The 14,490-nt window shown below is 71.2% G+C and carries 12 protein-coding genes; all 12 read right to left on the bottom strand.

The features are described 5' to 3' along the window. Positions 1-22 precede the first annotated feature (22 nt). Positions 23-286, bottom strand: a complete 264-nt coding sequence (gene rpoZ / locus JOB34_RS05425) for a DNA-directed RNA polymerase subunit omega (protein ID WP_179480376.1) — start codon at positions 284-286, stop codon at positions 23-25. A 101-nt stretch (positions 287-387) separates the two neighbouring features. Then, positions 388-939, bottom strand: a complete 552-nt coding sequence (gene gmk / locus JOB34_RS05420; protein ID WP_208051755.1) for a guanylate kinase — start codon at positions 937-939, stop codon at positions 388-390. A 3-nt stretch (positions 940-942) separates the two neighbouring features. Further along, complete coding sequence (mihF, locus tag JOB34_RS05415; RefSeq protein ID WP_179480372.1) at positions 943-1,257, bottom strand: integration host factor, actinobacterial type; 315 nt, start codon at positions 1,255-1,257, stop codon at positions 943-945. Positions 1,258-1,494: 237 nt separating this feature from the next. Continuing rightward, a complete protein-coding gene (gene pyrF, locus JOB34_RS05410) occupies positions 1,495-2,376 on the bottom strand; it encodes an orotidine-5'-phosphate decarboxylase (protein ID WP_208051754.1) in 882 nt (293 codons plus the stop codon). Beyond that, complete coding sequence (gene carB / locus JOB34_RS05405; RefSeq protein WP_208051753.1) at positions 2,373-5,675, bottom strand: carbamoyl-phosphate synthase large subunit; 3,303 nt, start codon at positions 5,673-5,675, stop codon at positions 2,373-2,375. Before carB ends, pyrF begins: the two co-directional genes overlap by 4 nt. Positions 5,676-5,747: 72 nt before the next feature. Further along, positions 5,748-6,914 carry a glutamine-hydrolyzing carbamoyl-phosphate synthase small subunit gene (carA, locus tag JOB34_RS05400; protein ID WP_347813736.1) on the bottom strand — a complete coding sequence of 389 codons (1,167 nt, stop codon included), beginning with the start codon at positions 6,912-6,914 and terminating at the stop codon, positions 5,748-5,750. Further along, on the bottom strand, positions 6,911-8,209 hold the full coding sequence (locus tag JOB34_RS05395) for a dihydroorotase (protein ID WP_347813735.1): 1,299 nt from the start codon (positions 8,207-8,209) through the stop codon (positions 6,911-6,913). Before JOB34_RS05395 ends, carA begins: the two co-directional genes overlap by 4 nt. Before the next feature lie 62 nt (positions 8,210-8,271). Beyond that, positions 8,272-9,195 (bottom strand): aspartate carbamoyltransferase catalytic subunit, encoded by a 924-nt coding sequence (locus tag JOB34_RS05390; RefSeq protein ID WP_179480363.1) that lies wholly within the window; start codon positions 9,193-9,195, stop codon positions 8,272-8,274. Beyond that, positions 9,192-9,791, bottom strand: coding sequence for a bifunctional pyr operon transcriptional regulator/uracil phosphoribosyltransferase PyrR (pyrR, locus tag JOB34_RS05385; RefSeq protein ID WP_208051751.1), 600 nt, complete (start codon positions 9,789-9,791; stop codon positions 9,192-9,194). Before pyrR ends, JOB34_RS05390 begins: the two co-directional genes overlap by 4 nt. 198 nt (positions 9,792-9,989) lie before the next feature. Further along, positions 9,990-13,190: a glycoside hydrolase domain-containing protein gene (locus JOB34_RS05380; RefSeq protein ID WP_208051750.1), complete on the bottom strand. Its 3,201-nt coding sequence runs from the start codon at positions 13,188-13,190 to the stop codon at positions 9,990-9,992. A gap of 211 nt (positions 13,191-13,401) precedes the next feature. Next, on the bottom strand, positions 13,402-13,812 hold the full coding sequence (nusB, locus tag JOB34_RS05375; RefSeq protein ID WP_179480357.1) for a transcription antitermination factor NusB: 411 nt from the start codon (positions 13,810-13,812) through the stop codon (positions 13,402-13,404). 7 nt (positions 13,813-13,819) lie between these two features. Then, on the bottom strand, positions 13,820-14,380 hold the full coding sequence (efp, locus tag JOB34_RS05370) for an elongation factor P (RefSeq protein WP_179480355.1): 561 nt from the start codon (positions 14,378-14,380) through the stop codon (positions 13,820-13,822). Positions 14,381-14,490: the final 110 nt, after the last annotated feature.

Genomic DNA, 14,490 nt, shown 5'->3' with positions numbered 1-14,490 from the left:
CGACCGGAGGGGGTCGTGGGACCTAGGCTTCGACCTTCTCGATGTCGAGCAGACCCTGGTTGATCTCGCGCAGCGCGATCGAGAGGGGCTTGTCGTTGACCTGGCTGTCGACGAGCGGGCCGGCGTACTCCAGCAGTCCCTCGGACAGCTGGGAGTAGTAGGCGTTGATCTGGCGGGCGCGCTTCGCGCCGTAGATCACCAGGGCGTACTTGGAGTCGGCGACGCGCAGCAGGTCGTCGATGGGCGGGTCGGTGATGCCCTCGGGGGTGGCGTGGGTGCCGGACACGAAGAGTCTCTTTCCGTTGCGGTGCAAGTGCGTTCGTGGTGGCGACCGGCGTCGCGCCCGGCATCGAGTGCTGGGCGCGACAGTCGCGCAACTGCAGCAGTCTAGTGCTGCTGCATCAAGTGTACGAGTTCGCCGGCGGCCCGCTGTACGTCGTCGTTGACGATGACGGTGTCGAACTCGTCCGCGGCGGCCAGTTCGAGGCGGGCCGTGGCGAGCCGGCGCTCGCGCTCCTCCGTGGTCTCGGTGCCGCGCCCGACGAGCCGGCGGACCAGTTCGTCCCACGACGGCGGCGCCAGGAAGACGAAGTGCGCCTCGGGCAGCTGTTCGCGCACCTGCCGCGCGCCCTGCAGGTCGATCTCCAGCAGCGGCAGCAGCCCCGCCTCGATCGCGGCCTGCATCGGGGCCCGCGGGGTGCCGTAGCTCGCCCGACCGTGCACGACGGCGTACTCGAGGAACTCCCCCTGCGCCGCGAGCTCGTCGAAGTGCTCCTGGGAGACGAAGTGGTAGTGGCGGCCCTCGACCTCACCGGGGCGGGGGCGGCGGGTCGTCACCGACACCGACAGCCACACCTGGGGGTAGTGCTCGCGGATGTACGCCGAGACCGTGCCCTTCCCGACCGCGGTGGGTCCGGCCAGCACGAAGAGTGCAGGCATCCCTCAGGCCTCGAACCGCTCCAGCAGGGCGGTGATCTGGTTGGTCCCGAGGCCCCGCACCCGCCGACTCTCGGAGATGCCGATCTCCTGCATGATCTGCGCGGCGCGCACCCGGCCCACCCCGGGCATCGACTCCAGCAGGGCCGAGACCTTCATCTTGCCGATGACCTCGGAGTGCTTCCCGCTCTCGATCACGTCGCGCAACGACCCCTGCGCGTACTTGAGGCGGTTCTTGACCTCCGCCCGCTCCCGGCGGGCTGCCGCCGCCTTCTCCAACGCCTGGGCTCGTTGCTCGGGCGTCAGTTCGGGGAGGGCCACCGGGTTACTCCTGAGTTGGTCTGTAGTCAGTCTGCATCGTCGATGGCCACCCGCGAATCCGCGACAGCCGTTCCGGCGAACCTATCCACCGACAGGGACGTTGGGCAATCCGGGTCTCCAATCATGCTGCGCGACAGCGGCACTGACGCAAGGAACGGGCGTGGAAATCAGTCAGGGAGACCCGTGACGGCGCGCTGGCTGCTCCCGTCGGTGCCATCTTCCGGGGCGCCGGGGCGGTCAGACCCGCAGAGCGTCCGCGGTACGCCGGGCGGTGTCCCGCAAGGTGCGCACGTCCGGTCCCGCGCCCAGCACCTCCCTGCTGCTCGCGGCCAGCACCTGCGGAAGCGCCGCCCCGAACACGTCCCGCAGCTGCGCCGGCCCGGCCCCCTGGGCGCCCACACCGGGCGCGAGGACCGGCGTGGCGGCACCGACGAGGTCCAGGTCCAGGCGTCGTACGGCGTCGCCGACGGTCGCCCCGACGACGAGCCCGACGCTGCCGAGCTCGTCCCGACCGCGCGCCGGTGCATTGTCGACGGCAGCGCCGGAGACGACGCTGCGCGCCACGCTCACCCCGTCGAGCGTCGCGTGCTGCACGCTGGCGCCCTCGGGATTGGAGGTGAGCGCCAGCACGAAGACACCGCGGCCGGTCGCGTGGGCCAGGTCGATCGCCGGGCGCAGCGACTCGTACCCCAGGTACGGGCTGAGCGTGATCGCGTCGGGTGCGTGCGGGGACTCGCGCAGGAACGCGTCGGCGTACGCCGCCATCGTGCTGCCGATGTCGCCGCGTTTGACGTCGAGCACGGTCAGGGTGCCCGCGTCCCGCAGCGCCGCGACCACCCGCTCCAGCAGCGCCACTCCCCCGGACCCGAAGACCTCGAAGAACGCCGACTGCGGCTTGACCGCCGCCACCTGCCCACCGAACGCCTCGGCGCAGGTCAACGCGAACCGCTCGACCCCCGCGAGGGTGTAGGGCAGTCCCCACGCCTCGACCAGCGCGCGGTGCGGGTCGATCCCTGCGCAGAGCGGACCGTGCGCGTCCATCGCGGCGCGCAACCGGACCCCGAACGGCGCCCTCCCGCCCACTGCGTTCGCCGAGCTCCCGGAACTCCCCGAGGTCATCGTGCGTAGAGGTTCAGGTCCCGGGCGTGCGCCTGCAGCGGCTTGACCTTCATCGGCCCGGCCAGCTGCGCCTCGATGCCCTGCACCGCGGCCGCCAGCTGCTGCACCGTGGTGATGATCGGCCGGTCCATGCTCGTGGTGGCCGCCCGGATGGCGTAGCCGTCGACGCGCGCGCCCTGCCCGGACGGGGTGTTGACCACCATCGCCACATCTCCGGCCAGGATGCGGTCGACCACGGTCGGCTCGCCCTGCGGTCCGCGACCCTCGCTGTGCTTGCGCACGACCTGAGCGTGGACGCCGTTGCGGCGCAGCACGTCCGCCGTGCCCTCGGTCGCGAGCAGGTCGAAGCCCAGGTCAGCGAGCCGCTTGAGCGGGAAGATCATCGCCCGCTTGTCACGGTTGGCGATCGAGACGAAGATCAGCCCCTCGCGCGGCAGTCCGGTCACCGAGCCCAGCTGGCTCTTGGCGAATGCCGAGCCGAAGTCGTCGTCGATGCCCATCACCTCGCCGGTCGAGCGCATCTCCGGCCCGAGCAGGCTGTCGACGACCTCGCCCTCGGTGGTGAGGAAGCGTTTGAACGGCAGCACCGCCTCCTTCACCGCGGTCGGCGCCGAGGGCGGCAGGGTGCTCCCGTCGCCGCGCGGCGGCAGGATCCCCTCGTCGCGCAGCCGCTGGATGCTCGCCCCCAGCATCACCCGCGCCGCGGCCTTGGCCATCGGTACGCCGGTCGCCTTGGCCACGAAGGGCACCGTGCGGCTGGCGCGGGGGTTGGCCTCGAGCACGTAGAGGATGTCCTGCGCGAGGGCGAACTGCACGTTCATCAGACCGCGCACGCCGATGCCCTGCGCGAGCTTCAGAGTGTACTCGCGCACCCGGGCGACCTCCTGCGCGCCGAGCGTCACGGGCGGCAGCGCGCACGCGGAGTCGCCGGAGTGGATCCCGGCCTCCTCGATGTGCTCCATGATCCCGCCGAGGTACATCTCGTGCCCGTCATAGAGCGCGTCCACGTCGATCTCGATGGCGTCGTCGAGGAAGCGGTCGACCAAGACCGGGTGCTCCGGGGAGGCGTCCGTGGCGCGGGTGACGTACTTGGCCAGCGTGTCGTCGTCGTAGACGATCTCCATGCCGCGCCCGCCGAGCACGTACGACGGCCGCACCAGCACGGGGTAGCCGATCTCCTGCGCGACGGCCAGGGCCTCGTCGGCGCTGTAGGCGGTGCCGTGCTTCGGCGCGGGCAGCTTCGCCTCGGCCAGCACCCGGCCGAACGCGCCGCGGTCCTCGGCCAGGTCGATGGCCTCGGGCGAGGTGCCGACGATGGGCACGCCGGCCTCCTTGAGCGCCTTGGCCAGGCCCAGCGGGGTCTGCCCGCCGAGCTGCACGATGACGCCCGCGACGGGGCCGGCGGCGCGTTCGGCGTGCACGACCTCGAGCACGTCCTCCAGCGTGAGCGGCTCGAAGTAGAGCCGGCTGGACGTGTCGTAGTCGGTGGAGACCGTCTCGGGGTTGCAGTTGACCATCACCGTGTCGAAGCCGGCGTCGCGCAGCGCGAACGACGCGTGCACGCAGGAGTAGTCGAACTCCACGCCCTGCCCGATCCGGTTGGGGCCCGAGCCGAGGATGAGCACGGCGGGCCGCTCGCGCGGCGACACCTCGCTCTCCTGGTCGTAGCTGGAGTAGTAGTACGGCGTGCTGGCGGCGAACTCCGCGGCGCAGGTGTCGACCGTCTTGTAGACCGGGCGCACCCCGAGGGCGTGCCGCACCCCGCGTACGACGGCCTCCGGCGTGCCGCTCAGCTGCGCCAGCTGGGCGTCGGAGAAGCCGTGCCGCTTGGCGAGGCGCAGCAGCGCGGGCGTCATCTCCGGCGCGGTGCGCACCCGCTGCGCGACGGTGTTGATCAGCTCGATCTGGTCCAGGAACCACGGGTCGATCTTGGTGGCGTCGTGCACTTCCTCGACGGACAGACCGGACCGAAGTGCCTGCTGCACCAGCACGATCCGCCCGTCGGTCGGCGTACGCGCCTGGTCCAGCAGCGCGCGCCCCATCTCCTTGGACGGCTCGTCGTCGGGGTTCCAGTGGAAGGAGGAGCCGGAGCGCTCCATCGAGCGCAACGCCTTCTGCAGCGCCTCGGTGAAGTTGCGTCCGATGGACATGGCCTCGCCGACCGACTTCATCGTGGTGGTGAGGGTCGGGTCGGCGGCCGGGAACTTCTCGAACGCGAAGCGCGGCACCTTGACCACGACGTAGTCCAGCGACGGCTCGAAGCTGGCGGGCGTCTGCTCGGTGATGTCGTTGGGGACCTCATCGAGGGTGTAGCCGATGGCCATCTTGGCGGCGATCTTGGCGATCGGGAAGCCGGTGGCCTTGCTGGCGAGCGCGCTTGAGCGCGACACCCGCGGGTTCATCTCGATGACAATGATCCGGCCGTCCTCGGGATTCACGGCGAACTGGATGTTGCAGCCACCGGTGTCGACGCCCACCTCGCGGATGACCGCGATGCCGATGTCGCGCAGCCGCTGGTACTCCCGGTCGGTCAGGGTGAGCGCGGGCGCGACGGTGATCGAGTCGCCGGTGTGCACGCCCATCGGGTCGAGGTTCTCGATGGAGCAGACGACCACCACGTTGTCGGCGTGGTCGCGCATCACCTCCAGCTCGTACTCCTTCCAGCCGAGGATCGACTCCTCCAGGAGCACCTCGGTGGTCGGGCTGGCCTGCAGGCCGGCGCCGGCGATCCGACGCAGCCCCTTCTCGTCGTACGCGAACCCGGAGCCGAGGCCACCCATGGTGAACGACGGGCGCACCACCATCGGGTAGCCGAGCTGCTCTGCGGCAGCGAGGCATTCGTCGATCGTGCGGGCGATGATCGACTTCGCCGACTCCGCGCCGCAGCGGGCGACCACGCCCTTGAAACGCTCGCGGTCCTCGCCCAGCTCGATGGCCTCGACGTTGGCACCGATCAGCGGGCAGTTGTACTTCTCCAGCACCCCCGCCTCGTGCAGCGCGATCGCGGTGTTGAGCGCGGTCTGCCCGCCCAGGGTCGCGAGCACCGCGTCCGGGCGCTCGGCCGCGATGATCGACTCCACGACCGCCGGGTTGATCGGCTCGACGTACGTCGCGTCGGCGAACTCGGGGTCGGTCATGATCGTGGCCGGGTTGGAGTTGACGAGGATGACCCGCAGGCCCTCCTCGCGCAGCACCCGGCACGCCTGGGTGCCGGAGTAGTCGAACTCGCACGCCTGGCCGATCACGATCGGCCCGGAGCCGATGACCAGCACGCTCTTGATGTCGTCCCGACGAGGCATCTCAGGCCACCCCACGACGTTCTACGCTGCGCTCCGATACTTCGCGGGGACCCCGACGTAGTAACTGCATCATCAGTGGTTCTCCTTGTTGCTGGCCATCAGGTCGGTGAACCGGTCGAAGAGGTACGCCGCGTCGTGCGGGCCGGCAGCGGACTCGGGGTGGTACTGCACCGAGAACGCCGGCAGGTCGAGGCACTCCAGCCCCTCCACGACGTCGTCGTTGAGGCAGACGTGCGAGACCCGCACCCGCCCGTACGGCGCACCCTCGGGCGCCAGCACGTCACCGTCCAGCGGCGCGTCGACGGCGAATCCATGGTTGTGCGCGGTGATCTCGACCTTGCTGGTGCTCCGGTCGAGCACCGGCTGGTTGATGCCGCGGTGGCCGTACTTCAGCTTGTAGGTGCCGAAGCCGAGCGCCCGGCCGAGCAGCTGGTTGCCGAAGCAGATGCCGAAGAACGGGATCCGCGCGAGCAGCACCTCGCGCAGCAGCGCCACCTGGGGCGCGGTCGCCGGGTCGCCCGGTCCGTTGGAGAAGAACACCCCGTCGGGGGCGAGCGCCTCGATCTGCGCATACGTCGTGTCCGCCGGCAGCACGTGCACCTCGACGCCGCGGGCCGCGAGACTCGCGGGCGTGGCGGCCTTGATGCCGAGGTCGATCGCGGCGACGGTGAAGCGCTTCTCCCCCACCGCCGGCACCACGTACGCGGTCGGCGTCGTGACCTCGGAGGCCAGCTCCGCGCCGTCCATCCGGGGCGCGTCCTGCACGCGGGCGACCAGATCGCCGGTGGTGAGGGCATCGCCGGAGAAGATGCCGACGCGCATCGCCCCTCGCTCGCGCAGGTGGCGGGTGAGCGCGCGGGTGTCGATCCCGCAGATGCCGACCACGCCCTGGTCGCTCAGGTCGTCCTCCAGGGTGCGCACCGAGCGCCAGTTGGACGGTCGCAGTGCGGGGTCGCGCACCACGTAGCCCGACACCCAGATCCGTCGCGACTCCCCGTCCTCGTCGTTGACGCCCGTGTTGCCGACGTGCGGCGCGGTCATCACGACCACCTGCCGGTGGTAGCTGGGGTCGGTCAGCGTCTCCTGGTAGCCGGTCATACCGGTGGAGAAGACGGCCTCGCCGAAGGTGACGCCGCTCGCGCCGTACGCCTCGCCGGTGAAGGTCGTGCCGTCCTCCAACACCAGGGTCGCGGGCGACCTGTCCAGTGCGAAGAGATCCTGTGCTGTCTGCTGATTCACGCGTGCACCTCGCCGTCGAGCAGCGTCGCCCGACCTCGCAGGAAAGTGGCGTGCACCGCGCCGTCGAGCGCGATGCCGTGCCAGGGGTTGTTGGACGAGAGCGACCGCGAGGCGTCTCGGTCGACCGTGACGCGTGCAGCGGGGTCGAAGAGCACCAGGTTGGCCGGAGCCCCGTCGGCGAGGCCACCGCCCTGATCGTCGAGCCCGGCGATCCGAGCCGGCGTCGTCGACATCGCGGCCGCCACCTGCGTCCAGTGCATCGACCCGCTGCGCACCATCACCGTGTGCACGACCTGCAGCGCCTGCTCCAGGCCGAGCATCCCGAACGCCGCCTCGGCGAACGCGTGCTCCTTGTCGTGCCGGGCGTGCGGTGCGTGGTCGGTGGCGACCGCGTCGATGGTGCCGTCCGCCAGCGCTTCCCGCAGCGCGGCGATGTCCTCGACGGGTCGCAGCGGCGGGTTGACCTTGAAGGTCGGGTCGTACGTCGCGACCTTCTCGACCGGCAGCATCAGGTGGTGCGGGGTCACCTCGGCGGAGACCGCGATGCCCTGCGCCTTGGCCCAGCGCAGCACCTCCACCGAGCCGGCGGTGGAGACGTGCGCGATGTGCACCCGGCTGCCGGTGTGCCGCGCGAGCATCACGTCGCGGGCGACGATGACCTCCTCGGCGACCCCGGGCCAGCCCGGGAGGCCGAGCCGCCCGGACAGTTCGCCCTCGTGGGCGCACGCGTCGGAGCCCGCCAGGCGCGGATCCTGGGCGTGCTGGGAGACCACGCCGCCGAACGCCTTGACGTACTCCAACGCTCGGCGCATGAGCCGCGCGTCGTGCACGCACTTGCCGTCGTCGGAGAAGACCCGCACGCGGGCGCGGGACCGGGCCATCAGCCCCAGCTCGGCGAGCTGCTCCCCCGCGAGGGCCTTGGTGACGGCACCCACGGGGTGCACGTCGACCAGCCCGGCCTGCCGGCCCAGCTCGCGTACCCGTTCTGCGGCCTCGGCCGTGTCGGTGACCGGGTCGGTGTTGGCCATCGCGAGCACGGCTGTGAAGCCGCCCGCGGCCGCGGCCGCGGACCCCGTGGCGATCGTCTCGGCGTCCTCGCGGCCCGGTTCGCGCAGGTGCGTGTGCAAGTCGACGAGGCCGGGCAGCGCCACGAGGCCGTCGGCGTCGATACGCCGGGCGTCGCGGGGGGCGTCGGAGCCGGTCTCCACGCGGCGGACGACGCCGTCCTGCAGCAGCAGGTCGGCGCGGCCCTCGCCGACGACGTCCGGGCCCACGATCAGATACGAATCAGTCACTGCTTTCTCCGATCGGGGTCCCCGCGAAGTATCGGAGCGCAGCGGAGAACTTCGTGGGGTGATCATTGCGCTCCTCCCAGGAGGTGGTAGAGCACGCTCATCCGCACCGCGACGCCGGCAGATACCTGGTCGAGGATGAGCGAGCGGGCCTCGTCGGCGGCGTCGGCGGTGATCTCCAGCCCCCGGTTCATCGGACCTGGGTGAGCGATCACGGCGTTCGGCGGGAGCAGCTTCAGCCGCTCCCGGGTGAGGCCGTAGCCGACGGTGTACTCGCGCGGCGTCGGGAAGTACCCGCCGGTCATCCGCTCCTTCTGCACCCGCAGCATCATCACCGCGTCGGCGTCCGGCAGCACCGCGTCGAAGTCGTACGTCGTGGCGAAGCCCGCCGCCTCGCTCCAGGCGCCGATCCCACTGGGCATCAGCGTCGGCGGGGCCACCAGCGTCACCTGCGCGCCGAGGGTCTTGAGCAGCAGCAGGTTGCTGCGCACCACGCGGGAGTGAGTCAGATCTCCGGCGATCACCACGTGCTTGCCGGCGAGGTCGCCGATGCGGCGACTGATGGAGTACGCGTCCAACAGGGCCTGGGTGGGGTGTTCGTGGGTGCCGTCACCGGCGTTGACGACGATGGCGTCCACCCAGTCGGCGACCTGCGCAGGCGCACCGCTCGCGTGGTGACGGATCACCAGCCCGTCGACGCCCATGGCCGCGACCGTGGTGACGGTGTCGCGCAGCGACTCCCCCTTGCTCACCGAGGAGCCCTTGGCGGAGATGTTGATGACGTCCGCGGACAGCCACTTCCCGGCGATCTCGAAAGATGACCGGGTGCGGGTGGAGTCCTCGAAGAAGAGGTTGACGACCGTGCGGCCGCGCAGGGCGGGCAGCTTCTTGACCTCGCGGTGTTGCACGTCGTGCATCTGGGTGGCGGTCTCCAGGATGGTCAGTGCCTGATCCCGGTCCAGGTCGGCAGCAGACAGCAGGTGCCTCACGACGTCGCCTCCGAGGTGTCGGCGGCGGGCGCGTCGACGATGCGCACCTCGTCGATCCCGTCGTCCTCCACCAGGGAGACGTGCACGCGTTCGCGCAGCGCGGTGGGGAGGTTCTTGCCGACGTGGTCCGCGCGGATCGGCAGGTCGCGGTGTCCCCGGTCGATCAGCACGGCGAGGCGTACGGCGCGCGGGCGGCCGAGGTCGCCGATCGCGTCGAGCGCCGCGCGCACGGTCCGCCCGTGGAAGAGCACGTCGTCCACGAGCACGACGACGGCGTCGTCGATGCCGGCGGGCGGGATCTGGGTGGGTGCGGCGGTGCGGATGGGCTGCAGGCGCAGGTCGTCGCGGTACATCGTGACGTCGAGCGCGCCGGTGGGCACGTGCACGCCCTCCACCTCGGCGATCGCCTCGGCCAGGCGCGCGGCCAGGGTGGCACCGCGGCGCGGGATCCCGAGGAGCACCAGGTCATCGGCGCCCTTGTTGCGTTCGAGCAACTCGTGCGCCACACGGCGCAGGGCGCGACGGATCTCGTTCTCGGAGAGGACTACTCGACCGGTGGATGCACCGGGAGCCTTACGGTCTGGACGCGTCGACAAGCGTCATGACCTCCTTCGCCGCCTCGCAGGACGGATCGTTAAAGGATGTCTGTCGGCCCCGATGGTAGCGGAGGGAGCGCCCGCCCGCCGACGGCGTCCACGCGTTCGGACTCGCTCGGCCGGTGATTGTCAGCGTCTGTCTGGCGCATCCACCAGAGAGACGCTGACAACCGCGCGGTGCGCCGCGCAGCGCACGGGTCAGGGACCGGTGTACGCCGTGACGTCGAGTGTGAGCCGGACGCTCCCGCCCGACACGTTGGTGATCGTCACCGTGCCCCTGCCGCTGATCGGCAGCAGTGCGGTGTTGGTGCCCGCTCCACCCGCGGTGAAGCCCAGCAGCGAGCTCGCGCTGGAGACCGTGCCGTTCGTCAGATACCCCGCGGCCTGAGCAGACTCGGCGTCGAGCACGACCTCGACACCGGTCGCCGTGCCGGGCACCGGCGTGCCGTAGGTGTCGCGCACCTGCACCGTGACCGATCCGCGGGCGGGGATCTGCACCGCGCGGGAGAACGCCGCCGTGGCAGTGACACCGGACAGGATCCGCGTCGGCGGCACCTGGGTCCACTGGCCGCCGGACGCACCGCCGTACCCCTGCACATCGACGATGACGTGCAGGCTGTGCGCCGAGCGGTTGGTCACGGTGATCGTGCCCGACGAGCCGAGCCGGACCAGCGTCGTGCTCGCGACGCTGCGCCCTGCACCGAAGGCCAGCACCGAGGTGCTGGTGCTGCTCACCGTGAGGTAGCCCGCGGAGCCCGCCGAGGTCGCGGTGACGTTCAGCAGCGCGCTCGCGGACCCGGTGGCGACCGGTGAACCGGACGCACCGGCCACCTTGAAGGTGACCGTGGCGCCGGCCTCGATCGCGGTACGTCGGCTGTTGGACCGGGTGCCGACGCGGGTGTCGACGATCCGGGTGTGCGTCGTCGCCGTCCACCGGCTGCCGCTGGTCGACGCGTAGCCCTCGACGTCGATCATCAGGTGCACCGCAGCCGGGCCGTGGTTGGTGACCGTCACCGAACGGCCGGTCAGCGGGAAGAGCCGCGAGGAGGAGGTGACCTGCGATCCGCCGAACACCACGGCCCCTCCGGGGGTGGTGAGCCAGCCCGGCCTGGACGTGGAGACGCTCAGGTGCAGCTGGGCGCCGGTCGCAGAGGACGGCACGGGCGATCCGACCAGACCGCTGACCCAGATCTTCAGGGACGCCCCGGGAGCGAGCGGCGTGTGGACGGCGTTGAAACGGGTGCCGAAGCGGGTGTCGACCAGCCGCACGGGACCGACGGCGGTCAGACGGGTCGACGCGGTCGGCACGACGGTGCCCGTGGTGACGCCCGGCCCCGAGCCGCCGGCGTTCTTGGCGACGACGGTGAAGCGGTAGGTCGTGCCGTTGCTGAGCCCGGTCAGCGTGGCCTTGCGCGCGCCGGCGCCCACGCTGACCGACCGCCCGCCGGGGGACGCCGTGACGGTGTAGCTGCCGACCGTGCCACCGGTGGTCGGGGCCGCCCAGTCGACCGTCGAGGAGCCGCTGCCGACCGTGGCGGACAGCCGCGACGAAGGGCCGGGTACGGCCGGTGCGGGCGGCGGCGGCGTCGTCGACGAGAGCGCCTTGAACCACATGGCGTCGACCGCGAACGGCGTGTGCGCTGCACTGCCGCCGTTGTCGCCGACGTGCACCGAAACCGTGGCGGCCGAGTGCAGCGTGAAGGTGCCGACCGAGCGGTACCCCTTGGCGCTGGACTGGTCGAGCACCGAACCGGTCGACACGCCGCCGCCGGTGATGGAGTAGCGCGCCCGCCCGCTGCTGTTGCTGGACGGCACGTAGGCCATCGCGCTGTAGGTGCCTGCCCCCAGGTACCTCGACCATGTGGCGCCGTTGACCTCCGTGGAGGTGCCGCTGCTGCCGGTGTAGAGCGCGTGGCCACCCAGCCCCTGGCCGGTCATCGTGTGCCAGGAGGACATCGGTCCGGTCAGGGAGAACCCGGCTCCGACGGGCCCGGTGGTGTTGCTGCCGTACGAGACGGGCGTCGCATTACCGGCGAGCGGCGCGTCGATCCAGTTCGCGTCGATGTTGATCCGCACACCACCCCAGGACTCGGTGACGTTCCCGGCGTACTGGTGCAGCCGCTGGTGGTTCGCCCATTCGGCGTCGGAGAAGCGGGAGTACGACGACTGGGCACTGGTGTTCGCCAGGCCGTTCCAGTACGCGAACCAGACGTGGTCGGGCGCGACGAAGCTGCTGCCGGCGGAGGACATGTCGCTCATCACCGAGGGCGGGCCCCCGTACACGCCGGACAGGTAGCCGGACCGGTGGACGGCGGTGGTCCACGCGGAGAGGAACGTCAGCGCCGCGTTGCGGCACGAGCTGCCGAGACCGTAGTTCTCCATGTCGAAGTAGAGGGGCCGGCCGGTGCCGATACCGAACGACCGGGCTTTCGCGACGGCGTCGGCGGCAGCCGCGGTGCCCTGGCTGGCGGCACTGGAGGGAGAGATGGTGGACAGGCCGCTGGCCTGGACGCACGGTGCCTGCAGCCCGACGTAGATCGGGATCAGACCCCATCCCGCGCTGCTGACCGCCGACACGTAGGACGCGGACAGGTTGCCGTCGCCGCACGCGCGGTTCGCGCCGCCGATGTAGACGCCGACGGCGCGGTACGGCGAGCTCTTCCACGCGCTGAGGGCACTGGTCGAGGGAGCGGAGCAGGTATCCAGCCCGAACCCGGTGAACGCCGAGGTCGATGCGGCCACGGCGCTGGTGCTCGCCTGCGGGCCGGCGGTGGCAGCCGCCTGCGCGGCCGATGCGCCCGGGCTCGTCGCGGCGCGCGCCAGGGCTGCCGCAGGGACCGACCCGGTGGTGCCCGTGACGCTCGCGAGGGCCGCGTCGACGTCCGTCCGGGAGGTGCCCCAGGTCGCCTGGATGACGACCTTGCGTCCGGCGACCGCGGCCAACTGCTCGTGTGCGGTGGCGTCGGTCATCACGCGTGCGGCCATGGTGCCCACCCGGCCGCTCGGCGTGCCCGCGGCAGTGGCCGACGGCGCGATCCAGAGGGTGTCCGCCCGGCCGACCAGGTGGGCGGGGCAGTCCTGCTGTGCCGCCGCCGCGCCGGTGTAGACCGTCGGGACGTCCAGTCGCACGCAGGCGCCGGGGGTCTTGTCCAGGTCGACGACCCGCCAGGCGGCCGGCACCCGCACGGACACCCCGCCGTACGACACGACCCGGGTCCCCGTGGCGCCCGCGGTGGCGGACACCGGAGCGGCGGCACTGGTGACGGGAGGGACGGGCGACGGCGCCGGTGCGGGATCGGCGCCGGCCGGTCCGGCCGCGAGACCCATGGTCGCGGTCGCCGTGACGGTGCCGATCAGGGCCGCGCGACAGGCGGCGGACGATCCACGACGGATCTTCACTGGGACTCCTGTGACAGGTGAGGCTGGTGGGCCTCCATACCGTGCCACAGGCGACGTTCAGCGTGGGGGGTTACGAGCCTGGCGAAATGCAAGCCGCCACGCCGATCTTCCCGGGATCGGTCACACCGAAGACGACGGCGGACGACGAGGGTCGCCGCGCGCCGTATGAAGCGCGCCGCGACCCCACCCGGTCGGGGCCGAGGGGGTCGACTCAGGCCAGGGTGTGCTTGACCTGCGCGACCTGGGTGAGCAGGCCGCTCATGAACTGCGGCGAGGCGTCGGTGGACAGCTCACTCGCCAGATGGGTCGCCTCGGCGATCGCCACCTTCTCCGGTACGTCGTCGTTGAACGCGAGCTCCCAGACCGCGAGCCGCAGCAGGGCCCGGTCGACCGCCGGCATCCGGTCCATCGGCCAGTCGGTGTAGGTCTGGATGGTCTCGTTGATGACCGACCAGTGCGCCACCACGCCGCGGACCAGGTCGGCGGTGTAGTCCGGCAAAGGTGCCGGTGTGACGGGTTCCGCGACCCGCTCGTCGAGCAGCGTCACGGCGTTGACACCGCGCTGCTCGGCCTCGAAGAGCAGGTCGAGCGCGCGCTTGCGAGCCTTGGTGCGAGCGCCCACCGTCGCCTCAGCTCACGCGGCCGAGGTACGACCCGTCGCGGGTGTCGACCTTGACCTTGACGCCGGTCTCCAGGAAGAGCGGGACGGAGATCTCCGCGCCGGTCTCCAGCGTAGCGGGCTTGGTGCCGCCGGTGGAGCGGTCGCCCTGCAGGCCGGGCTCGGTGTGGGTGATCTCCAGGACCACGGAGGTCGGCAGTTCGACGTAGAGCACCGTGCCGTCGTGGGTGGCCACGATCGCCTCGTTGTTCTCGAGCAGGAAGTTCGCGGCGGTCCCGACGGTCGCGCCAGGGATGGTCACCTGGTCGTAGGTCTTGACGTCCATGAAGACGTAGTCGGACCCGTCCTTGTAGAGGTACTGCATGTCGCTGCGGTCCACGGTGGCCGTCTCGACCTTCACACCGGCGTTGAACGTGCGGTCCACGACCTTGCCGGACAGGACGTTCTTGAGCTTGGTGCGCACGAAGGCCGGCCCCTTGCCGGGCTTGACGTGCTGGAACTCCACCACCGACCACAGCTGGCGGTCGATGGAGAGGACCAGACCGTTCTTCAGTTCGTTCGTGCTCGCCACGGGTAGGACTTCCTTCGGTAGTTCAGGTGCAGGTCTCGGGGATCGATCCCGGAGCCACGCACTCACGGATCGACGCAGACAGGCGCACATGCCGCGTGTCTGCGTCGGGG

The organism is Allobranchiibius sp. GilTou38 (genome assembly GCF_017565325.1).
GTDB lineage: Bacteria > Actinomycetota > Actinomycetes > Actinomycetales > Dermatophilaceae > Allobranchiibius > Allobranchiibius huperziae.
Note: the sequence above shows the minus strand (reverse complement) of the source record. Positions and strands in the feature narration are given on the sequence as shown.

Bases quoted from the DNA above. Each gene is read 5' to 3' on its own strand.
- gmk (WP_208051755.1), bottom strand. From the start codon at position 939: ATGCCTGCACTCTTCGTGCTGGCCGGACCCACCGCGGTCGGGAAGGGC.
- carB (WP_208051753.1), bottom strand. From the start codon at position 5,675: ATGCCTCGTCGGGACGACATCAAGAGCGTGCTGGTCATCGGCTCCGGG.
- pyrF (WP_208051754.1), bottom strand. From the start codon at position 2,376: ATGACCTCGGGGAGTTCCGGGAGCTCGGCGAACGCAGTGGGCGGGAGG.